This window comes from Pseudomonas sp. NFIX49 (assembly GCF_900115915.1).
GTDB lineage: Bacteria > Pseudomonadota > Gammaproteobacteria > Pseudomonadales > Pseudomonadaceae > Aquipseudomonas > Aquipseudomonas pharyngis.
Genome location: NZ_FOYE01000011.1, coordinates 135,269 through 150,344 on the forward strand (window position 1 = coordinate 135,269; position 15,076 = coordinate 150,344).

The window sequence follows — 15,076 nt, forward strand, 5'->3', positions numbered from 1 at the left end:
GAAGCCTATGAACATCAGTCGACTCGCTCGTTTGACCTTCTGGTTACCCGTTGCGCTGGCAGTCCACAGCGCATGGGCTGCCGACCCCGCCGTGGTCGATCCTCCCGTGCCGGAGGTGCCTTCGTTGCAATCGTTGCGCGGGATGGTGCCCCCCGATCCGTCCGGGACCGAAGGCGGACGCAAGGTCGACCTTATGACCGACTACGTGCTCAACCGTCAGGCTGCGATCCTGCTGGGCAAGGCGTTGTTCTGGGACATGGAGATCGGCAGTGATGGCTCCACGGCCTGCGCGTCCTGCCACTACCACGCCGGCGTCGACCACCGCATCACCAACCAGCTCAACCCCGGCCAGGCGCACACCAACGCCAACGTCGCGTCGATCTTCAACAAGCCGTTTGTGGCGTCGGACATTCGCGGTGACGTGGCGTCCTACGCGACGTTGTCCGGCGGCAAGGGCGGCCCGAACTACACGCTGAAGAAAACCGACTTCCCGACCCACGTGCTGAGCAATCCTCTGGAGCGCAACTCGCCCATCGTGTACTCGACGGACGACGTGGTCGGCTCGCAAGGCGTGTTCGACGCCAACTTCGTCAAACCCAATCAGGCGCGTTTCGACAAATGTACTCAGCAGCCGGACGGTATTTTCCAGGTCGGTGGCATCAACGTACGTCGCAGCACCGGACGCAACGCGCCGTCGGTAATCAACGCCGCGTTCAACGTGCGCAACTTCTGGGACGGTCGGGCCAACAACGTGTTCAACGGCTTCTCGCCGTTCGGCAATCGCGACCCGGATGCCGGGATCTACGTGACCAGCGAACGCAGCACGGTCGCCACCAAAGTGCGGCTGGCGCTCAATGACGCGTCAGCTGCCTCGCAAGCCGTCGGTCCGCCCGGCAGTCCGGTGGAAATGTCCTGCGGTGGCCGTACGTTTGCCGACATTGGCCGCAGGATGCTCGACACGTTGATGCTCAAGCAGCAGCGGATCTCGTCCACGGATTCGGTACTGGCTCCGGTGTCTGGCGCACGGCGACCGACCTATCGCGAGCTGATCAAGAACGCCTTCCAGCCCCGGCTGTGGAATGCCACGCAAAACGTTCTGGTGGGCGGTGCGCCGTACACCCAGATGGAGGCCAACTTCCCGCTGTTCTTCGGCCTGGCGATCCAGATGTATGAGGCCACGCTGGTGTCCGATCAGGCGCCGATCGACGCCTACCTGCAAGGCGACCATACGGCGATGAATGCGCAACAGGTCGAGGGCATGAACCTGTTTCTCGGCAAGGGCAAATGCGTCAATTGCCACGGCGGTCCGGAGCTGACCAACGCCGCCAGCCGCCTGCTGATGCATCCGCGTGAACGCATCGAGCGGATGGTGATGGCCGACAACCTGACCACTCTTTACGACAACGGCTTCTACAACACCGGTGTGCGCCCGACCTCGGAAGACCTGGCCCTCGGCGGCGCGGATGCCTGGGGCAATCCATGGTCGTTCACCCGGCAGTACAACAGTGTGTTGCAGGGCGGCCGCTCGGTTGATCCGCTGGACGTCGATGTCTGCACATTCGAGGCGCCGTTGAGTGCGGCGATTCCATGCGATGCCACGCTCAAGCCGAACGTCGGTTTCCGCGATTCGGTCGATGGCGCGTTCAAGACCCCGACCCTGCGCAACATCGCCCTCACCGGGCCGTACTTCCACAACGGCAGCCGCTCGACGCTCAAACAGGTGATGGAGTTCTACAACCGTGGCGGTGACCGGCGCGGCGAAGACGCCAACAACACCAGCGGCTTCGAGCATCCGGCGGTGAACCAGCACAACACCTCCAACCTCGACCCGGACATGACGGCGCTGAACCTGACGCCCGATGAAATCGACGCGCTGGTGAAATTCATGGAGGTCGGCCTGACCGATCCGCGCGTGGCCTGGGAGCGCGCACCGTTCGATCATCCGTCGCTGGTGATTCCGCAGGGCCACATCGGCGATGAAAATGCCGTGACCCAGCGTCCGGCCAGTCCGAAAGTCACGACCCGTCAGGCGATGGACGCATCGCTCTATCTCAAGCCTTACGGTGCTGAAGGCCGGCCGGCGGCAGAGGGGCCATTGCAGCCGTTCTACAACGATCTCTGAGCAGAAAAACACACCATGGCCATCAAGAATGATGGCCATGGTGGCCGTCTAGCGGCCGTTGCGCAAAAAACCTTACTGAATCCCTCAGCAACCGCCGATTTCGGCCGTTAAAGAGACAGCCTGTGATCTGGATCACATTATGTGTGCTTAACTGGCCACATTGCAGGCACAATGCCATCTCTTTGCCATGACGGGTCGGAGCTTTTACCCTTGCCGCGTTCTTCCGCTGTACGTTTCAGTCATTTCCTGCCTTCACTGCTGTTGTTGCTCGCGGGGTTGGCGGCTGCGTACGTCAAAGATCTCAACGTGTTCTTCACCTCGCTGTTTAACGTATTGCCAACCTTGGTGCTGCTGTTGGGCGGTTCGTACTGTGCGGTTTACCGACGCCAGCGCGAGCTGTTTCTGATGGTCACGGTGTACATCGCCTACTTCCTGCTCGATACCCAGACCGACTATTACCGCGACAACGGCAAGGTGCGCGAAGACGCGGCCGTGGTGTTCCACCTGGTCTGTCTGCTATTGCCGCTGTTGTTCGGACTATTCGCCGCATGGCAGGAACGCACGCATCTGTTTCAGGACATGGTCGCGCGCTTTGCCGTGTTGCTGGCCTTTGGCAGCGTGGCGCTGGGGCTTGAGCAAAGCTACCCGCAGGCCTTGCTGATGTGGCTTTCCGAGATCCGCTGGCCGGCGCTGCATGGCGCATGGATGAGCCTGATTCAGTTGTCGTATCCGGTGTTCATCTCGGCGTTTCTGCTGCTGGCCTGGCAATACTGGCGCAACCCGCGGCCGCTGCACGCGGCGCAACTGGTGGGGTTGCTCGGGGTGTTCTGGATGCTGCCGAAAACCTTCATCCTGCCGTTCACCCTGAACATCATGTGCAGCCAGGTCATGCTGATGATTGCGGCGGCGGTGGCGCACGAGGCTTATCAAATGGCCTTCCGCGACGAGCTCACCGGCCTGCCCGGCCGCCGCGCACTCAACGAGCGCATGCAGCGTCTGGGGCGCAACTATGTGCTGGCGATGAGCGACGTCGATCACTTCAAGAAATTCAACGACACCCACGGTCACGACGTGGGGGATCAGGTCTTGCGCCTGGTCGCCAGCAAACTGTCCAAAATCAGCGGCGGCGGTAGGGCGTATCGCTACGGCGGTGAGGAATTCGCCCTGGTGTTTGCGGGCAAAACCCTTGAAGAGTGCATGCCGCATCTGGAAGTCATCCGCGAGTCGATTGCGTCTTACAACATTCAGCTGCGCAATCAGGAAAGTCGCCCGCAGGATGATCAGCAGGGCCGCCAGCGGCGTTCGGGTTCGGGCGCGTCCAGTGTGTCGGTCACGGTCAGCATCGGCGTGGCCGAACGTCTGGAACAGCGCACCCCGGAAGAAGTGTTGAAATCCGCCGACCAGGCGCTCTACAGCGCCAAGGGCGCGGGGCGAAACTGCGTGATGGCGTTCGGTCAGAACCGCCGTGGCGCGGTGCGCATGGACAATGCCGCAGGTTGAGTGATGACGGCGCATTCAGCGTCTGGACAGTGATTGTGGGGCAGGGTGGCCGGCAGTAGGTTGAAGCAATCTGCTGAAGGAGAAGCCACCATGCCCGAATACAAAGCTCCCCTGCGCGACATGCGCTTTCTGATCGACCACGTCTTTGACTTCCACACTCAGTACGCGGCCCTCGGCGCCCACGACGCCAGCCCGGACATGATCAACGCGATCCTCGACGAGGGCGCGAAGTTCTGTGAGAACGTTCTGGCACCGCTCAATCGCAGCGGCGACGAAGAGGGCTGCCATTTCGACAATGGTGTAGTGACAACGCCTACAGGCTTCAAGCAAGCCTTCGCACAATACGTGGAAGGTGGCTGGCACGGTCTGGCGGCAGATCCGACCTACGGTGGCCAGGGCCTGCCAAGTTCGCTGGGACTGGTGATCAGCGAAATGGTCGCCTCCAGCAATACCTCATGGGGCATGTACCCGGGCCTGACTCATGGCGCCATGTCGGCGATTCACGCCCACGGTACCGAAGAACAGAAAAACACCTATCTGCGCAAACTCACCGCCGGCCAGTGGACCGGCACCATGTGCCTGACCGAAGCCCATTGCGGCACCGATCTGGGCATCATCAAGACCCGCGCGGTGCCTCAGGCCGACGGCAGTTATGCAGTGACCGGCAGCAAGATTTTCATCTCCGCCGGCGAGCACGACATGAGCGACAACATCATTCATCTGGTGCTGGCCAAACTGCCGGACGCACCGGCCGGGACCAAGGGGATTTCGCTGTTCATCGTGCCGAAATTTCTCCCGGACGCATCCGGTGAGGCGGGCGAGCGCAACGGTGTTTCCTGTGGCTCGATCGAGCACAAGATGGGCATCAAGGCCTCGGCCACCTGCGTGTTGAACTTCGACGACGCCAAAGGCTTCCTGATCGGCGAGCCGAACAAAGGCCTGAATTGCATGTTCACCATGATGAACCATGCACGTCTGGGCACCGGAATGCAGGGCCTGTGTCTGGGCGAAGCGAGTTTTCAGGGCGCAATCAAATACGCCAACGACCGCTTGCAGATGCGTGCCTTGACCGGCGCCAAAGCTCCGGACAAACCGGCCGACCCGATCATCGTCCACCCGGACGTGCGACGCATGCTGCTGACCATGAAAGCCTTCAACGAAGGCAACCGCGCGCTGACCTATTTCACCGCGCAAATGCTCGATGTCGCGCACCTGAGCGCGGACGCCGAGGCGCGTCAGCAGGCCGAAGACTTGTTGGCGTTCCTGACCCCGATCTGCAAGGCGTTCATGACCGACACCGGCCTGGAAGTGACCAACCACGGCATGCAGGTGTTCGGCGGCCACGGATTTATCCGCGAGTGGGGCATGGAGCAACTGGTTCGTGATTGCCGCATCGCGCCGATCTACGAAGGCACCAACGGCATTCAGGCGCTGGATCTGCTCGGGCGCAAGGTGCTGGGCAGCCAGGGAAAGCTGCTGCGCAACTTCACCAAAATCGTCCACAAGTTCTGCGCCGCCAACGCCGGGAATGCGCAGTTGGGCGGGTTTGTCGCGCAGCTTGATGGTCTCAATCAGCAGTGGGGCGAGCTGACCATGAAGGTCGGCATGGCCGCGATGAAAAATCCGGATGAAGTCGGCGCCGCGTCGGTGGATTACCTGATGTACAGCGGTTACATCGTTCTCGGCTACCTGTGGCTGCGCATGGCTCTGGTTGCCCAGGCGCAGCTGGAGTCGGGCGAGGGGGATGGCGATTTCTGCCAGGGCAAACTGGCGACGTGCGAGTTTTACTTCAAGCGGTTGCTGCCGCGCACCGCTGCGCATCGTGCGGCGATCGAGGCGGGTAGCGATTGCCTGATGAAACTGCCGGCGCAGTTGTTCTCGCTGTAACACGCCACTGTTAAACAAATGAGCCCGCTGATTGCGGGCTTCTTTATGATTGATTGCTGGTGACTAAAAATAACAAATCAGTCACCGCCTGACCCTATGTGTCGCAAAAGTTGTTGGGTTACACTCCAGCTCAACGAAAACACCCTTCCACGAATCACCTGTTTAGATCTTTGCGAGGTTTGCCATGGCTGACTACAAAGCGCCGCTGCGCGATATGCGCTTCGTCCTCAATGAAGTGTTCGAAGTCGCCAAACTCTGGGCCGAACTGCCGGCCCTGGCCGAGACCGTGGACGCGGAAACCGTTGAAGCCATTCTCGAAGAGGCCGGCAAGGTCACCAGCAAAAGCATTGCGCCCCTGAGCCGTGCCGCCGATGAAGAAGGCTGCCACTGGGCCGACGGTGCCGTCACGACGCCGGCCGGTTTTCCACAGGCTTATCAGACTTATGCCGAAGGCGGCTGGGTCGGTGTTGGCGGTGATCCGGCCTACGGCGGCATGGGCATGCCAAAAGCTGTCTCGGCCCAGGTCGAAGAAATGGTCAACTCCGCCAGCCTGGCCTTCGGTCTGTACCCGATGCTGACCGCCGGCGCTTGCCTGTCGATCAACGCCCACGCCAGCGAAGAACTGAAAGCCGCTTACCTGCCGAACATGTACGCCGGTGTCTGGGCCGGTTCCATGTGCCTGACCGAGCCGCACGCCGGCACCGACCTGGGCATCATTCGCACCAAGGCCGAACCTCAGGCCGACGGTTCCTACAAGGTCAGCGGCACCAAGATCTTCATCACCGGCGGTGAGCATGACCTGACCGAAAACATCATCCACCTGGTGCTGGCCAAACTGCCGGACGCACCGGCGGGGCCGAAAGGCATTTCGCTGTTCCTGGTGCCGAAGTTCATGGTCAATGCCGATGGCAGCCTGGGCGCGCGCAACCCGGCGAACTGCGGTTCGATCGAACACAAGATGGGCATCCAGGCCTCTGCCACCTGTGTGATGAACTTCGACGAAGCCGTGGGTTACCTGGTCGGCGAGCCGAACAAGGGCCTGGCGGCGATGTTCACCATGATGAACTACGAGCGTCTGGGCGTCGGTATCCAGGGCCTGGCCACCGGCGAGCGCTCGTACCAGAACGCCATCGAATACGCTCGCGACCGCCTGCAAAGCCGTTCGCCGACCGGCGCGCAGAACAAGGACAAGGTGGCCGACCCGATCATCGTCCATCCGGACGTGCGTCGCATGCTGCTGACCATGAAAGCCTCGAACGAAGGCGGCCGTGCGTTCTCCACCTACGTGGCGATGCAACTCGATACTGCCAAGTTCAGCGAAGACGCCGCGACCCGCAAACGTGCGGAAGATCTGGTGGCCTTGCTGACGCCAGTGGCCAAGGCGTTCCTGACCGATCTGGGACTGGAAACCACCGTCCACGGCCAGCAGATCTTCGGCGGCCACGGCTACATCCGTGAGTGGGGCCAGGAGCAACTGGTGCGTGACGTGCGCATCACCCAGATCTACGAAGGCACCAACGGCATTCAGGCGCTGGACCTGGTGGGGCGCAAGATCGTCGGCAGCGGCGGCGCGTTCTACAAACTGTTCGCCGACGAGATCCGCCATTTCACTGCAACCGCCAATGCCGATCTGGGCGAGTTCACCAAGCCGCTGAATGACGCTGTCGACACCCTCGACGAGCTGACCTCCTGGCTGCTGGACCGGGCGAAAACCAACCCGAACGAAATCGGTGCGGCATCGGTCGAGTATCTGCAAGCGTTCGGCTACACCGCTTACGCGTACATGTGGGCGCTGATGGCCAAGGCATCGCTGGGCAAAGAAGCGCAGGACGATTTCTACGCGAGCAAACTCGGCACGGCACGGTTCTATTTCGCCCGTCTGCTGCCGCGGATTCACTCGCTGAGCGCGTCGGTCAAGGCTGGCAGCGAGTCGCTGTTCCTGCTGGACGCTGCGCAGTTCTGATGATGTAACGTCATGTAAGCGATCGCTTACATGACGTGCTGCTGTTCTCCCATAGGCGTGGATTGGATCCAGAGCTAATCTACTTTCCATGGACGTCGCGCAGGAAGCGCAAAGCAACAACACGGACACGTAGGATTCTGCCAGGGTGGCGGAGTGAAATGGATGTCAGGGAAACAGTCTGCAAAGCCCCGCTTCGGCGGGGTTTTCTTATGCCCGCAGAAAAGTTTTCAGCTCAGCGCGTCCAGCGGTGGTGCACCTTTCAGCGGTTTGTCCTCACGCTGCATCACCTCTTCCAGCAACGTTCGCAGCAAGGCCAATGGCGCTTGCTGGCGCTGCACATCGCGACACACCAGCCCGACCTTCAACGGTACACGCGGCTCACTCAACGGTTTCCACAACAGATCCTGATCGTCGTACTCCTTTTGCGAACGACCGGGTAGCACCGTCGCCAGACGCGTATGCGGCAGGCTGTCTAGAATCCCCACCATATTGTTCAATTCGGCCTGCACTTGCGGGCGTCGTCCGAGGCTGGCCAATTGCGCCTGCCAGATCTGACGGATCTGAAATTCTTCGCCCAATAGCAACATCGGCAATTCGGCCGCCTGACTCATCGAGACTTTCTTGAATTCCCGCAGCGGATGATCCGCCGGGATGACCAGCGTCAGCTCATCTTCGTACAGCATCACGCCGTGCAGACCGGGTTGGCGTGGCGGCAAATAGCTGATGCCGATATCCAGTGAGCCGTTGAGCAGGCGCCGCTCGATCTCAAGCCCGGTCAATTCATAAATCTGTACCACCAGATGCGGCTGGGCCTTGCGCACTCGCTCGAGCATTTGCGGCACCAGGCTGGTGTGCACGGTCTGTAGCACGCCTATCGCCAATGTGCGCAGTGCCTGACCCTTGAAGTTGCCCAGCGCCTCGCGCGCCCGCTGCATGCCGTCGAGCAGCGGCAGGGCGTGGTTGTACAAGGTATGGGCGGCGAGGGTCGGCAACAGGCGTTTGCTGCTGCGTTCGAACAGGGTGACGTCGAGGTTTTGTTCCAGGTGGCGAATCTGCTGGGACAGCGCGGGCTGAGAGATCGACAGGCGCTCGGCGGCGCGTCCGACATGCCCTTCTTCGTAGACCGCGACGAAATAACGCAGTTGTTTGAAATCCATAAGTAACACTTATCGAAAATGCTGAGAAATCGAAATGGCTCGACGCCGTGAACCGGCCTAGTCTAACCGCATTCACAAGGCTTACAGGGCCGGAAAGCGCCATGACCAGCGTTTGTTTCGAAAGTCTTTACATAGGCAGTTCAAAAAACCTCGAGCGAGGTTTTTTTCAATGAATCTGTTCAGTTCGCGGCGCCAGACGCCGAGCCTAGATGACCTGGCTTTTGAAACCCAAGAATCGAACTTCGCTGATGGCCTGAATGCCGAGCGTCTGATGCCCAGCGTCGAGCGCCCGCGGCAGGTATTCGTTCGCGGCCAGGGCTCCTGGCTATGGGACAGCTATGACCGCGCCTACCTGGACTTTTCCCAGGCCGGCGGCGCCAACAGCCTCGGCCACAGCCCTTCGGTGCTGGTCAAGGCTATCGCCAGCCAGGCCCAGGCCCTGATCAATCCCGGTTTCAATCTGCACAACCGCGGCATGCTCAGCCTTGCCGAGCGCCTGTGTGCCAGCACTGCCAGCGATCAGGCGCACCTGCTCAACAGCGGCAGTGAGGCCTGTGAAGCGGCGATCAAACTGGCGCGCAAATGGGGTCAACTGCATCGCGGTGGCGCTTCGCGGATCATTGTCGCCAGACAAGGCTGTCACGGACGTAGTCTGGCGACGATTTCGGCGTCGGACAGTTGCAACCTGCACAACCGCTTCGCGCCGTTGCTGCCGGGTTTCGATCTGGTGCCATTCAATGACCTGCCGGCGCTGCATGCGGCTGTTGATGCGCAGACCGTGGCGATCATGCTTGAACCGATCCAGAGCGATGCCGGAGTAATCCCGGCGACCGAGCATTACCTCAAGGGTGTCGAACGTCTGTGCCGGGAGCTGGGGATTCTGCTGATTCTCGACGAGGTGCAGACCGGTATCGGCCGCTGCGGCACCTTGCTCGCCGAACAGTCCTACGGGGTGCGCGCCGATATCGTCGTGCTCGGCAAAGGCCTCGGCGGTGGCGTGCCGTTGGCCGCGTTGCTGGCGCGAGGCAAGGCCTGCTGTTTCGAACCCGGCGAATTGGGCGGTACGCATCACGGCAACGCGCTGATGACCGCCGCTGGCCTGGTGGTGCTTGACAGCGTGCAGGACCGCGCCTTCCTCGAACAGATCCGGGACAACGGCCAGCATCTGCGCGAAGGGCTCGCCCGTCTGGCCCATCGTTATGAACATGGCGAGTTGCGCGGGCAAGGGCTGTTCTGGGGACTGACCCTGTCGGAAGACTCCGCCGAGGCCGTCGTCAAAGCCGCACTTCACGAAGGTTTGCTGCTCAACGCCCCGCAAGCCAACTGCCTGCGCTTCACCCCGGCGCTCAACGTCAGCAAGGCCAACATCGACGAAATGCTCCTGCGTCTGGCCCGCGCCTTCTCCCGGGTCCGCACCGCGCAGCTGCAATGCCGCAAAGGGATTGCCGTCTGAGCTGAAGTTTCCCACCCGAATTCAAGAACCGTCTCGCGGTATAACGCACGCCCCACGCCTGATTCTTTTGGCGTGGGGCGTTTTTTTGTGGCCGGATTTTTCCATTGCGGTTTATTGCTTGAGGGACCGCCGCTGCAGTGTTTATTTAGCCGGCTTCGGCAAGGATTGCCGAAGCCGGCAGAACACCCTCGTCGAAAGACAGGCTTTGTAATCTATACCACTGAGTGGTATGTTTTTTTGGAAGGGATACCGATGTCGTTCAGGTTGTTCAAGACAAAAGGTTTTGCGATACAGGCCAGCAAAGCATGGATCACCGACGACGAGCTTCGCGAGGCTTTTGCCGAGATGCTTGATGGGCAGGCGGACAATCTGGGAGGCGGAGTCTGGAAGAAGCGCCTGAAAGAAAATCGCTACCGTTCGATCGTTCTGGCCAAAGGCGGGCGTTCGTGGAGATAACTCATGAGTAAAAAATTCAAGAGTGACGTATTTGAATCAGTGCACGAGTCGGCCAGTGCTCTGCATGCAGTCGGCGCTATCAGCAAGGCAACGATGCGTGAGTTTGATGAGTCGTGCCTTGCAGCGGTCCCGGATGCGATTCCTGCGGAGCAGATCAAGGCGTTGCGTGAGCGCAACAATGTCAGCCAGCCAGTGTTCGCACGTTATTTGAACACCAGCGCATCGACCGTCAAACAATGGGAATCAGGGGATAAGCATCCAAGCGGAATGGCTTTGAAGCTGCTCAGCATTGTGCAGAAACACGGTCTGCAAATACTGGCTTGAGTGGTCTTGCGCACTCTGTCTGGCGATAGCACTGAACCCTGACAAACGGCACAGGTCGATTAGCTTGTATGGCTCAGGTGAGCCAACCCCCAATCAGGAGCTTCCCCATGGACTTTATCCGCATCATCATCGCCATTCTGTTGCCGCCACTGGGTGTGTTTCTGCAGGTCGGGTTCGGCGGCGCGTTCTGGCTGAACATTCTGCTGACGTTGTGCGGTTACATCCCGGGGATCGTGCACGCGGTGTACATCATCGCCAAGCGCTGAGTCTCAATCCGTCAGGCCCATCACTCGCTGGTAGAACCGCCATTCCTGCTCCAGCGCATGGGCCTGATTGGCGGCCCGGCGGAAGCCGTGACGTTCATCGGCGTAGTAATGCGCTTCGACCTCAATGCCGTTTTGCTCCAGGGCCGCGACCATGTCGCGGGTCTGTTGCGGCACGACCACGGCGTCCAGCTCACCTTGGAAGAAGATCACCGGTACGCGAATGTTGCCTGCGTGCAGCAACGGCGTGCGGGCGGTGTAGCGTTCGGCATCTTTCTCGGGATCGCCGATCAGCCAGTCCAGGTAATCGCCTTCGAACTTGTGTGTCGCCCGGGCGAGGGCTACCGGGTCGCTGACGCCGTACAGACTGGCGCCGGCGCGGAATACCTGATGGAACGCCAATGCACAAAGCGTCGTGTAACCACCGGCGCTGCCGCCACGGATGAATGCACGATCACCGTCGATCATGTCGCGATCATTAAGGTAGGCCACGACCGCACACGCGTCCTCGACATCCACCGCGCCCCAGCTCAGATGCAGGGCCTGTCGATACTCCCGCCCATAGCCGCTGCTGCCTCGGTAGTTGAGATCGGCGACGGCAAAGCCGCGTTGCGTCCAGTACTGGATGCGCGGATCCAGCATTGGGTAGCAAGCTGACGTCGGGCCACCGTGGATGAACACCACCAGCGGCGGCTTCACATCACCATTCGTGGCCGGGTAAAAGAAGCCGTGTGCTTCACCCGAACCGCTGGGGTAGCGCAGGGTTTGCGGGCGGCTGATGCGCTCGGCTGGCAGCGGTGCGACACCGCCAGCCAGGACATTCACCTCATGAGATTCGCGATCAATGGCGATCACCGCTGAAGGGCTGACCGGTGAGGCGGCAATGCAGTAAACAAATTGATCATCGACAGCCAGATGACGGAAGCGGCTGTAATCACCGGTGAAGTCTTCGCCGTTGAGCGCCAGACGACCGAAACCGCCTTCGCTCCAGCTCGCCAGAAAGCTTTCGCCGGCGGGCAGCCAGGTGCAGCCGCCAAGTTGCCATGGGGCTGGAGCGTGATCGGCTTCGGCGCTGGCTAACGGTTGCAAGCCGTTTGCCGACTCGACCCACGGTTGCCAATAACCAGCACGATCGGTCAGACAGCCCAGTCGGCCATTGGCATCAAAACGCGGTTGCTGGATCGACTCTTCAAGGGTTTGACCCGCCACGCAACGCGGGGCGGAAAATCCATTGGACGAGCGCTCGGCGAGCATCAGTCGTGTGGATGTCCACGGCTGATGCGGACGGCTCCACTCGATCCACGCCAGGCGCTGACCGTCCGGATTGATGATCGGCGACGCGTAAAAATCCGCGCCTTCAACCAGCATTTGGCGGTCGCCATTCGCCAGATCGATAGCCACCAGCCGATGGCGATCACCGTTCTCTTCAACGGCCAGCACCTGCCCGTCGGCGTAGTTCAGATCGCCATAACGACACTCGCCAGACGTCAATGCCACGGGCTCGCCATCCAGGGTCTGGCGATACAGCTGCTGATCCGCCTCGTTGACGAAAACCACCCCGTCAGGCGTCAGACAAAACGCCCCACCGCCATATTCGTACACCCGGCTGCGCACGCTGAAACCCGCGGGCGTCAGACATTTCGCCACGCCATCGCACCAATGCCAGATCCGGCACGCGGCGTCTGTCGGGCGATATTCATTCCAGAACAAACCCTGGGCGCCGAGCTGCAATTCGGCGAAGTCCACGCCGGCGGCAACCGCGGCGGTGGCGCTGAAAGGCTCAGCCTTTGGCGATGAGGCGCGAGTTTCGTTCATTGCGAAAGGCCAGTTGTTCGATGGTCTGGGTGGCGTGCTCGGCTTCTTCGCGGGCCTTGAGGATCACACCGTGATGTTCGGACTTGCTGCACACCGGGTCGGCATTGCTGGCATCGCCGGTGAGCATGAAAGCCTGGCAGCGGCAGCCGCCGAAGTCCTGCTCTTTCTCGTCGCAGGAGCGGCACGGCTCGGGCATCCAGTCATAGCCGCGAAAGCGGTTGAAGCCGAACGAGTCGTACCAGATGTGCTGCATGCTGTGGTCGCGCACATTGGGAAATTGTACCGGCAGCTGTCGGGCGCCATGACAGGGCAGGGCGGTGCCGTCCGGTGTGACTGTCAGAAACAGACTGCCCCAGCCGTTCATGCAGGCTTTCGGGCGCTCCTCGTAGTAGTCCGGGGTGACGAAAATCAGCTTGCACGGATGCCCTTCGGCTTCCAGCTTGGCGCGGTATTCGTTGGTGATGCGTTCGGCGCGGATCAGTTGTTCCCTGGTCGGCAACAGGCCAACACGATTGAGCTGCGCCCAACCGTAGAACTGGCAGGTGGCGAGTTCGACGAAGTCGGCCTCCAGCGCAATGCACAGCTCGATGATGCGGTCGATCTTGTCGATGTTGTGCCGATGGGTGACGAAGTTCAGCACCATCGGATAGCCGTGGGCCTTTACGGCACGGGCCATTTCCAGTTTCTGCGCGAAGGCTTTTTTCGAGCCGGCGAGCAGGTTGTTCACTTGCTCGTCGCTGGCCTGGAAACTGATCTGGATGTGATCGAGTCCGGCCTTCTTGAAGTCGCTGATCTTCTGTTCGGTCAGGCCGATGCCGGAGGTGATCAGGTTGGTGTAGAAACCCAGCTGACGCGCTTCACGGATCAGCTCGGCGAGGTCCTGGCGCACCAGCGGTTCGCCGCCGGAAAAGCCCAGTTGCGCCGCGCCCATCTCCCGCGCCTCGCGAAACACCTTGATCCACTGCTCGGTGCTCAGCTCTTTGCCCTGCTCGGCGAAGTCCAGCGGATTGGAGCAGTACGGGCATTGTAGCGGGCAGCGGTAAGTCAGCTCGGCGAGCAGCCACAGCGGCAGGCCAACTTCCGGTTTGGCCGGGACTTGCACCGATGACTCAGGCAAGTTCGATCCAGTGCTGCGCACGGGCAACCTCCATGAATTGCTCGATGTCGTCACCGAGCTCGGGCACGCCGGGGAACTGTCTGTCGAGTTCGGCGATGATTGCCGCGACATCCCGTTCACCGTCGATCAGACCGCCGATCAGCGCGGCACTTTCGTTGAGCTTGATCATGCCTTCCGGGTACAGCAGCACGTGGCCTTTCTGGGCCGGTTCGTACTGGAAACGGTAGCCGGGACGCCAGGTCGGGGTCTTGCTGCGGTCGAAACTCATAAGGCGATTCCTTTATGCCAGACCCGTTGATCGGTGACGCTGTGATACGGCGGGCGGTTCAGTTCGTAGGCCATGCTCATGGCATCGAGCATGCTCCAAAGGATGTCCAGTTTGAACTGGAGAATTTCCAGCATGCGCTCCTGACCTTCGCGGGTCTTATAGTGCTCCAGCGTAATCGCCAGACCATGCTCGACATCGCGCCGGGCCTGACCGAGACGGGTGCGGAAATACTCGTAGCCGGCCGGGTCGATCCACGGGTAATGCTGTGGCCAGCTGTCGAGACGCGACTGGTGGATCTGCGGCGCGAACAGTTCGGTCAAAGAGCTGCTGGCAGCTTCCTGCCAACTGGCGCGGCGGGCGAAGTTGACGTAGGCATCGACGGCGAAACGCACGCCGGGCAGCACCAGTTCCTGGGAACGCAATTGATCCGGATCGAGACCGACGGCCTGGCCCAGACGCAGCCAGGCTTCGATGCCGCCGTCTTCGCCGGGGGCGCCGTCGTGGTCGAGCAGGCGCTGAATCCATTCGCGGCGGATCTCGCGATCCGGGCAGTTGGCGAGGATCGCCGCGTCTTTCAGGGGGATATTCACCTGATAGTAGAAGCGGTTGGCGACCCAGCCCTGGATCTGCTCGCGGGTGGCCCGGCCTTCATACATCGCCACGTGATACGGGTGATGAATGTGGTAGTAGGCGCCCTTGGCGCGCAGGGCCGCTTCGAATTCGGCGGTGGACAGCGGGGTGTCGGTCATTG

12 protein-coding genes and 1 pseudogene are annotated in these 15,076 nt (G+C 61.0%); 8 read left to right on the top strand and 5 right to left on the bottom strand.

The features are described from left to right. Positions 1 to 7: 7 nt before the first annotated feature. The 4 genes from BMZ46_RS27660 to BMZ46_RS27675 all read left to right on the top strand — a co-directional run bounded on the left by BMZ46_RS27660 (position 8) and on the right by BMZ46_RS27675 (position 7,472). Positions 8 to 2,122 carry a cytochrome-c peroxidase gene (locus tag BMZ46_RS27660; protein ID WP_074692193.1) on the top strand — a complete coding sequence of 705 codons (2,115 nt, stop codon included), beginning with the start codon at positions 8 to 10 and terminating at the stop codon, positions 2,120 to 2,122. A gap of 210 nt (positions 2,123 to 2,332) precedes the next feature. Continuing rightward, positions 2,333 to 3,622 (top strand): GGDEF domain-containing protein, encoded by a 1,290-nt coding sequence (locus tag BMZ46_RS27665; protein WP_007959861.1) that lies wholly within the window; start codon positions 2,333 to 2,335, stop codon positions 3,620 to 3,622. A 90-nt stretch (positions 3,623 to 3,712) separates the two neighbouring features. After that, entirely contained in the window at positions 3,713 to 5,509 is a 1,797-nt protein-coding gene (locus tag BMZ46_RS27670; RefSeq protein WP_074692195.1) for an acyl-CoA dehydrogenase C-terminal domain-containing protein, read from the top strand. Positions 5,510 to 5,693: 184 nt separating this feature from the next. Then, the gene (locus tag BMZ46_RS27675; protein ID WP_074692198.1) at positions 5,694 to 7,472 is read left to right on the top strand and encodes an acyl-CoA dehydrogenase C-terminal domain-containing protein; all 1,779 of its coding nucleotides are present in this window, start codon (positions 5,694 to 5,696) and stop codon (positions 7,470 to 7,472) included. A 227-nt stretch (positions 7,473 to 7,699) separates the two neighbouring features. Here the strand turns inward: BMZ46_RS27675 and BMZ46_RS27680 are convergent, their stop codons facing one another. Further along, positions 7,700 to 8,629: a LysR family transcriptional regulator gene (locus tag BMZ46_RS27680; protein ID WP_064380308.1), complete on the bottom strand. Its 930-nt coding sequence runs from the start codon at positions 8,627 to 8,629 to the stop codon at positions 7,700 to 7,702. Between the two features lie 169 nt (positions 8,630 to 8,798). Between BMZ46_RS27680 and BMZ46_RS27685 the strand changes: the two genes are divergently transcribed. From BMZ46_RS27685 to BMZ46_RS27700, 4 genes and pseudogenes are all read left to right on the top strand, one after another. Further along, complete coding sequence (locus BMZ46_RS27685) at positions 8,799 to 10,082, top strand: aspartate aminotransferase family protein (protein ID WP_074692200.1); 1,284 nt, start codon at positions 8,799 to 8,801, stop codon at positions 10,080 to 10,082. Positions 10,083 to 10,334: 252 nt separating this feature from the next. Further along, positions 10,335 to 10,532, top strand: a pseudogene (locus BMZ46_RS27690) (type II toxin-antitoxin system RelE/ParE family toxin); the annotation flags it as partial. A 9-nt stretch (positions 10,533 to 10,541) separates the two neighbouring features. Continuing rightward, positions 10,542 to 10,862 carry a helix-turn-helix domain-containing protein gene (locus tag BMZ46_RS27695; protein ID WP_039768053.1) on the top strand — a complete coding sequence of 107 codons (321 nt, stop codon included), beginning with the start codon at positions 10,542 to 10,544 and terminating at the stop codon, positions 10,860 to 10,862. Positions 10,863 to 10,969: 107 nt separating this feature from the next. After that, positions 10,970 to 11,128, top strand: a complete 159-nt coding sequence (locus tag BMZ46_RS27700; protein ID WP_003228885.1) for a YqaE/Pmp3 family membrane protein — start codon at positions 10,970 to 10,972, stop codon at positions 11,126 to 11,128. Between the two features lie 3 nt (positions 11,129 to 11,131). Here BMZ46_RS27700 and BMZ46_RS27705 read toward each other — a convergent pair whose 3' ends face one another. Genes BMZ46_RS27705 through pqqC form a run of 4 tightly spaced genes read right to left on the bottom strand, consistent with a single transcriptional unit; the run spans position 11,132 to position 15,074 of the window. Further along, on the bottom strand, positions 11,132 to 12,940 hold the full coding sequence (locus BMZ46_RS27705; protein ID WP_074692203.1) for a S9 family peptidase: 1,809 nt from the start codon (positions 12,938 to 12,940) through the stop codon (positions 11,132 to 11,134). After that, positions 12,906 to 14,078: a pyrroloquinoline quinone biosynthesis protein PqqE gene (gene pqqE / locus BMZ46_RS27710; protein WP_074692205.1), complete on the bottom strand. Its 1,173-nt coding sequence runs from the start codon at positions 14,076 to 14,078 to the stop codon at positions 12,906 to 12,908. Before pqqE ends, BMZ46_RS27705 begins: the two co-directional genes overlap by 35 nt. Next, positions 14,050 to 14,325: a pyrroloquinoline quinone biosynthesis peptide chaperone PqqD gene (pqqD, locus tag BMZ46_RS27715; RefSeq protein ID WP_007959876.1), complete on the bottom strand. Its 276-nt coding sequence runs from the start codon at positions 14,323 to 14,325 to the stop codon at positions 14,050 to 14,052. The genes pqqE and pqqD overlap by 29 nt, the downstream gene beginning before the upstream one ends. Then, on the bottom strand, positions 14,322 to 15,074 hold the full coding sequence (pqqC, locus tag BMZ46_RS27720; RefSeq protein WP_007959877.1) for a pyrroloquinoline-quinone synthase PqqC: 753 nt from the start codon (positions 15,072 to 15,074) through the stop codon (positions 14,322 to 14,324). The genes pqqD and pqqC overlap by 4 nt, the downstream gene beginning before the upstream one ends. Positions 15,075 to 15,076: the final 2 nt, after the last annotated feature.

Excerpts from the sequence above, each read along its gene's own strand:
- BMZ46_RS27695 (WP_039768053.1), top strand. The coding sequence starts at position 10,542 with ATGAGTAAAAAATTCAAGAGTGACGTATTTGAATCAGTGCACGAGTCG.
- pqqC (WP_007959877.1), bottom strand. The coding sequence starts at position 15,074 with ATGACCGACACCCCGCTGTCCACCGCCGAATTCGAAGCGGCCCTGCGC.
- BMZ46_RS27700 (WP_003228885.1), top strand. The coding sequence starts at position 10,970 with ATGGACTTTATCCGCATCATCATCGCCATTCTGTTGCCGCCACTGGGT.
- pqqD (WP_007959876.1), bottom strand. The coding sequence starts at position 14,325 with ATGAGTTTCGACCGCAGCAAGACCCCGACCTGGCGTCCCGGCTACCGT.
- BMZ46_RS27660 (WP_074692193.1), top strand. The coding sequence starts at position 8 with ATGAACATCAGTCGACTCGCTCGTTTGACCTTCTGGTTACCCGTTGCG.
- BMZ46_RS27685 (WP_074692200.1), top strand. The coding sequence starts at position 8,799 with ATGAATCTGTTCAGTTCGCGGCGCCAGACGCCGAGCCTAGATGACCTG.
- BMZ46_RS27705 (WP_074692203.1), bottom strand. The coding sequence starts at position 12,940 with ATGAACGAAACTCGCGCCTCATCGCCAAAGGCTGAGCCTTTCAGCGCC.
- BMZ46_RS27670 (WP_074692195.1), top strand. The coding sequence starts at position 3,713 with ATGCCCGAATACAAAGCTCCCCTGCGCGACATGCGCTTTCTGATCGAC.
- BMZ46_RS27675 (WP_074692198.1), top strand. The coding sequence starts at position 5,694 with ATGGCTGACTACAAAGCGCCGCTGCGCGATATGCGCTTCGTCCTCAAT.
- BMZ46_RS27680 (WP_064380308.1), bottom strand. The coding sequence starts at position 8,629 with ATGGATTTCAAACAACTGCGTTATTTCGTCGCGGTCTACGAAGAAGGG.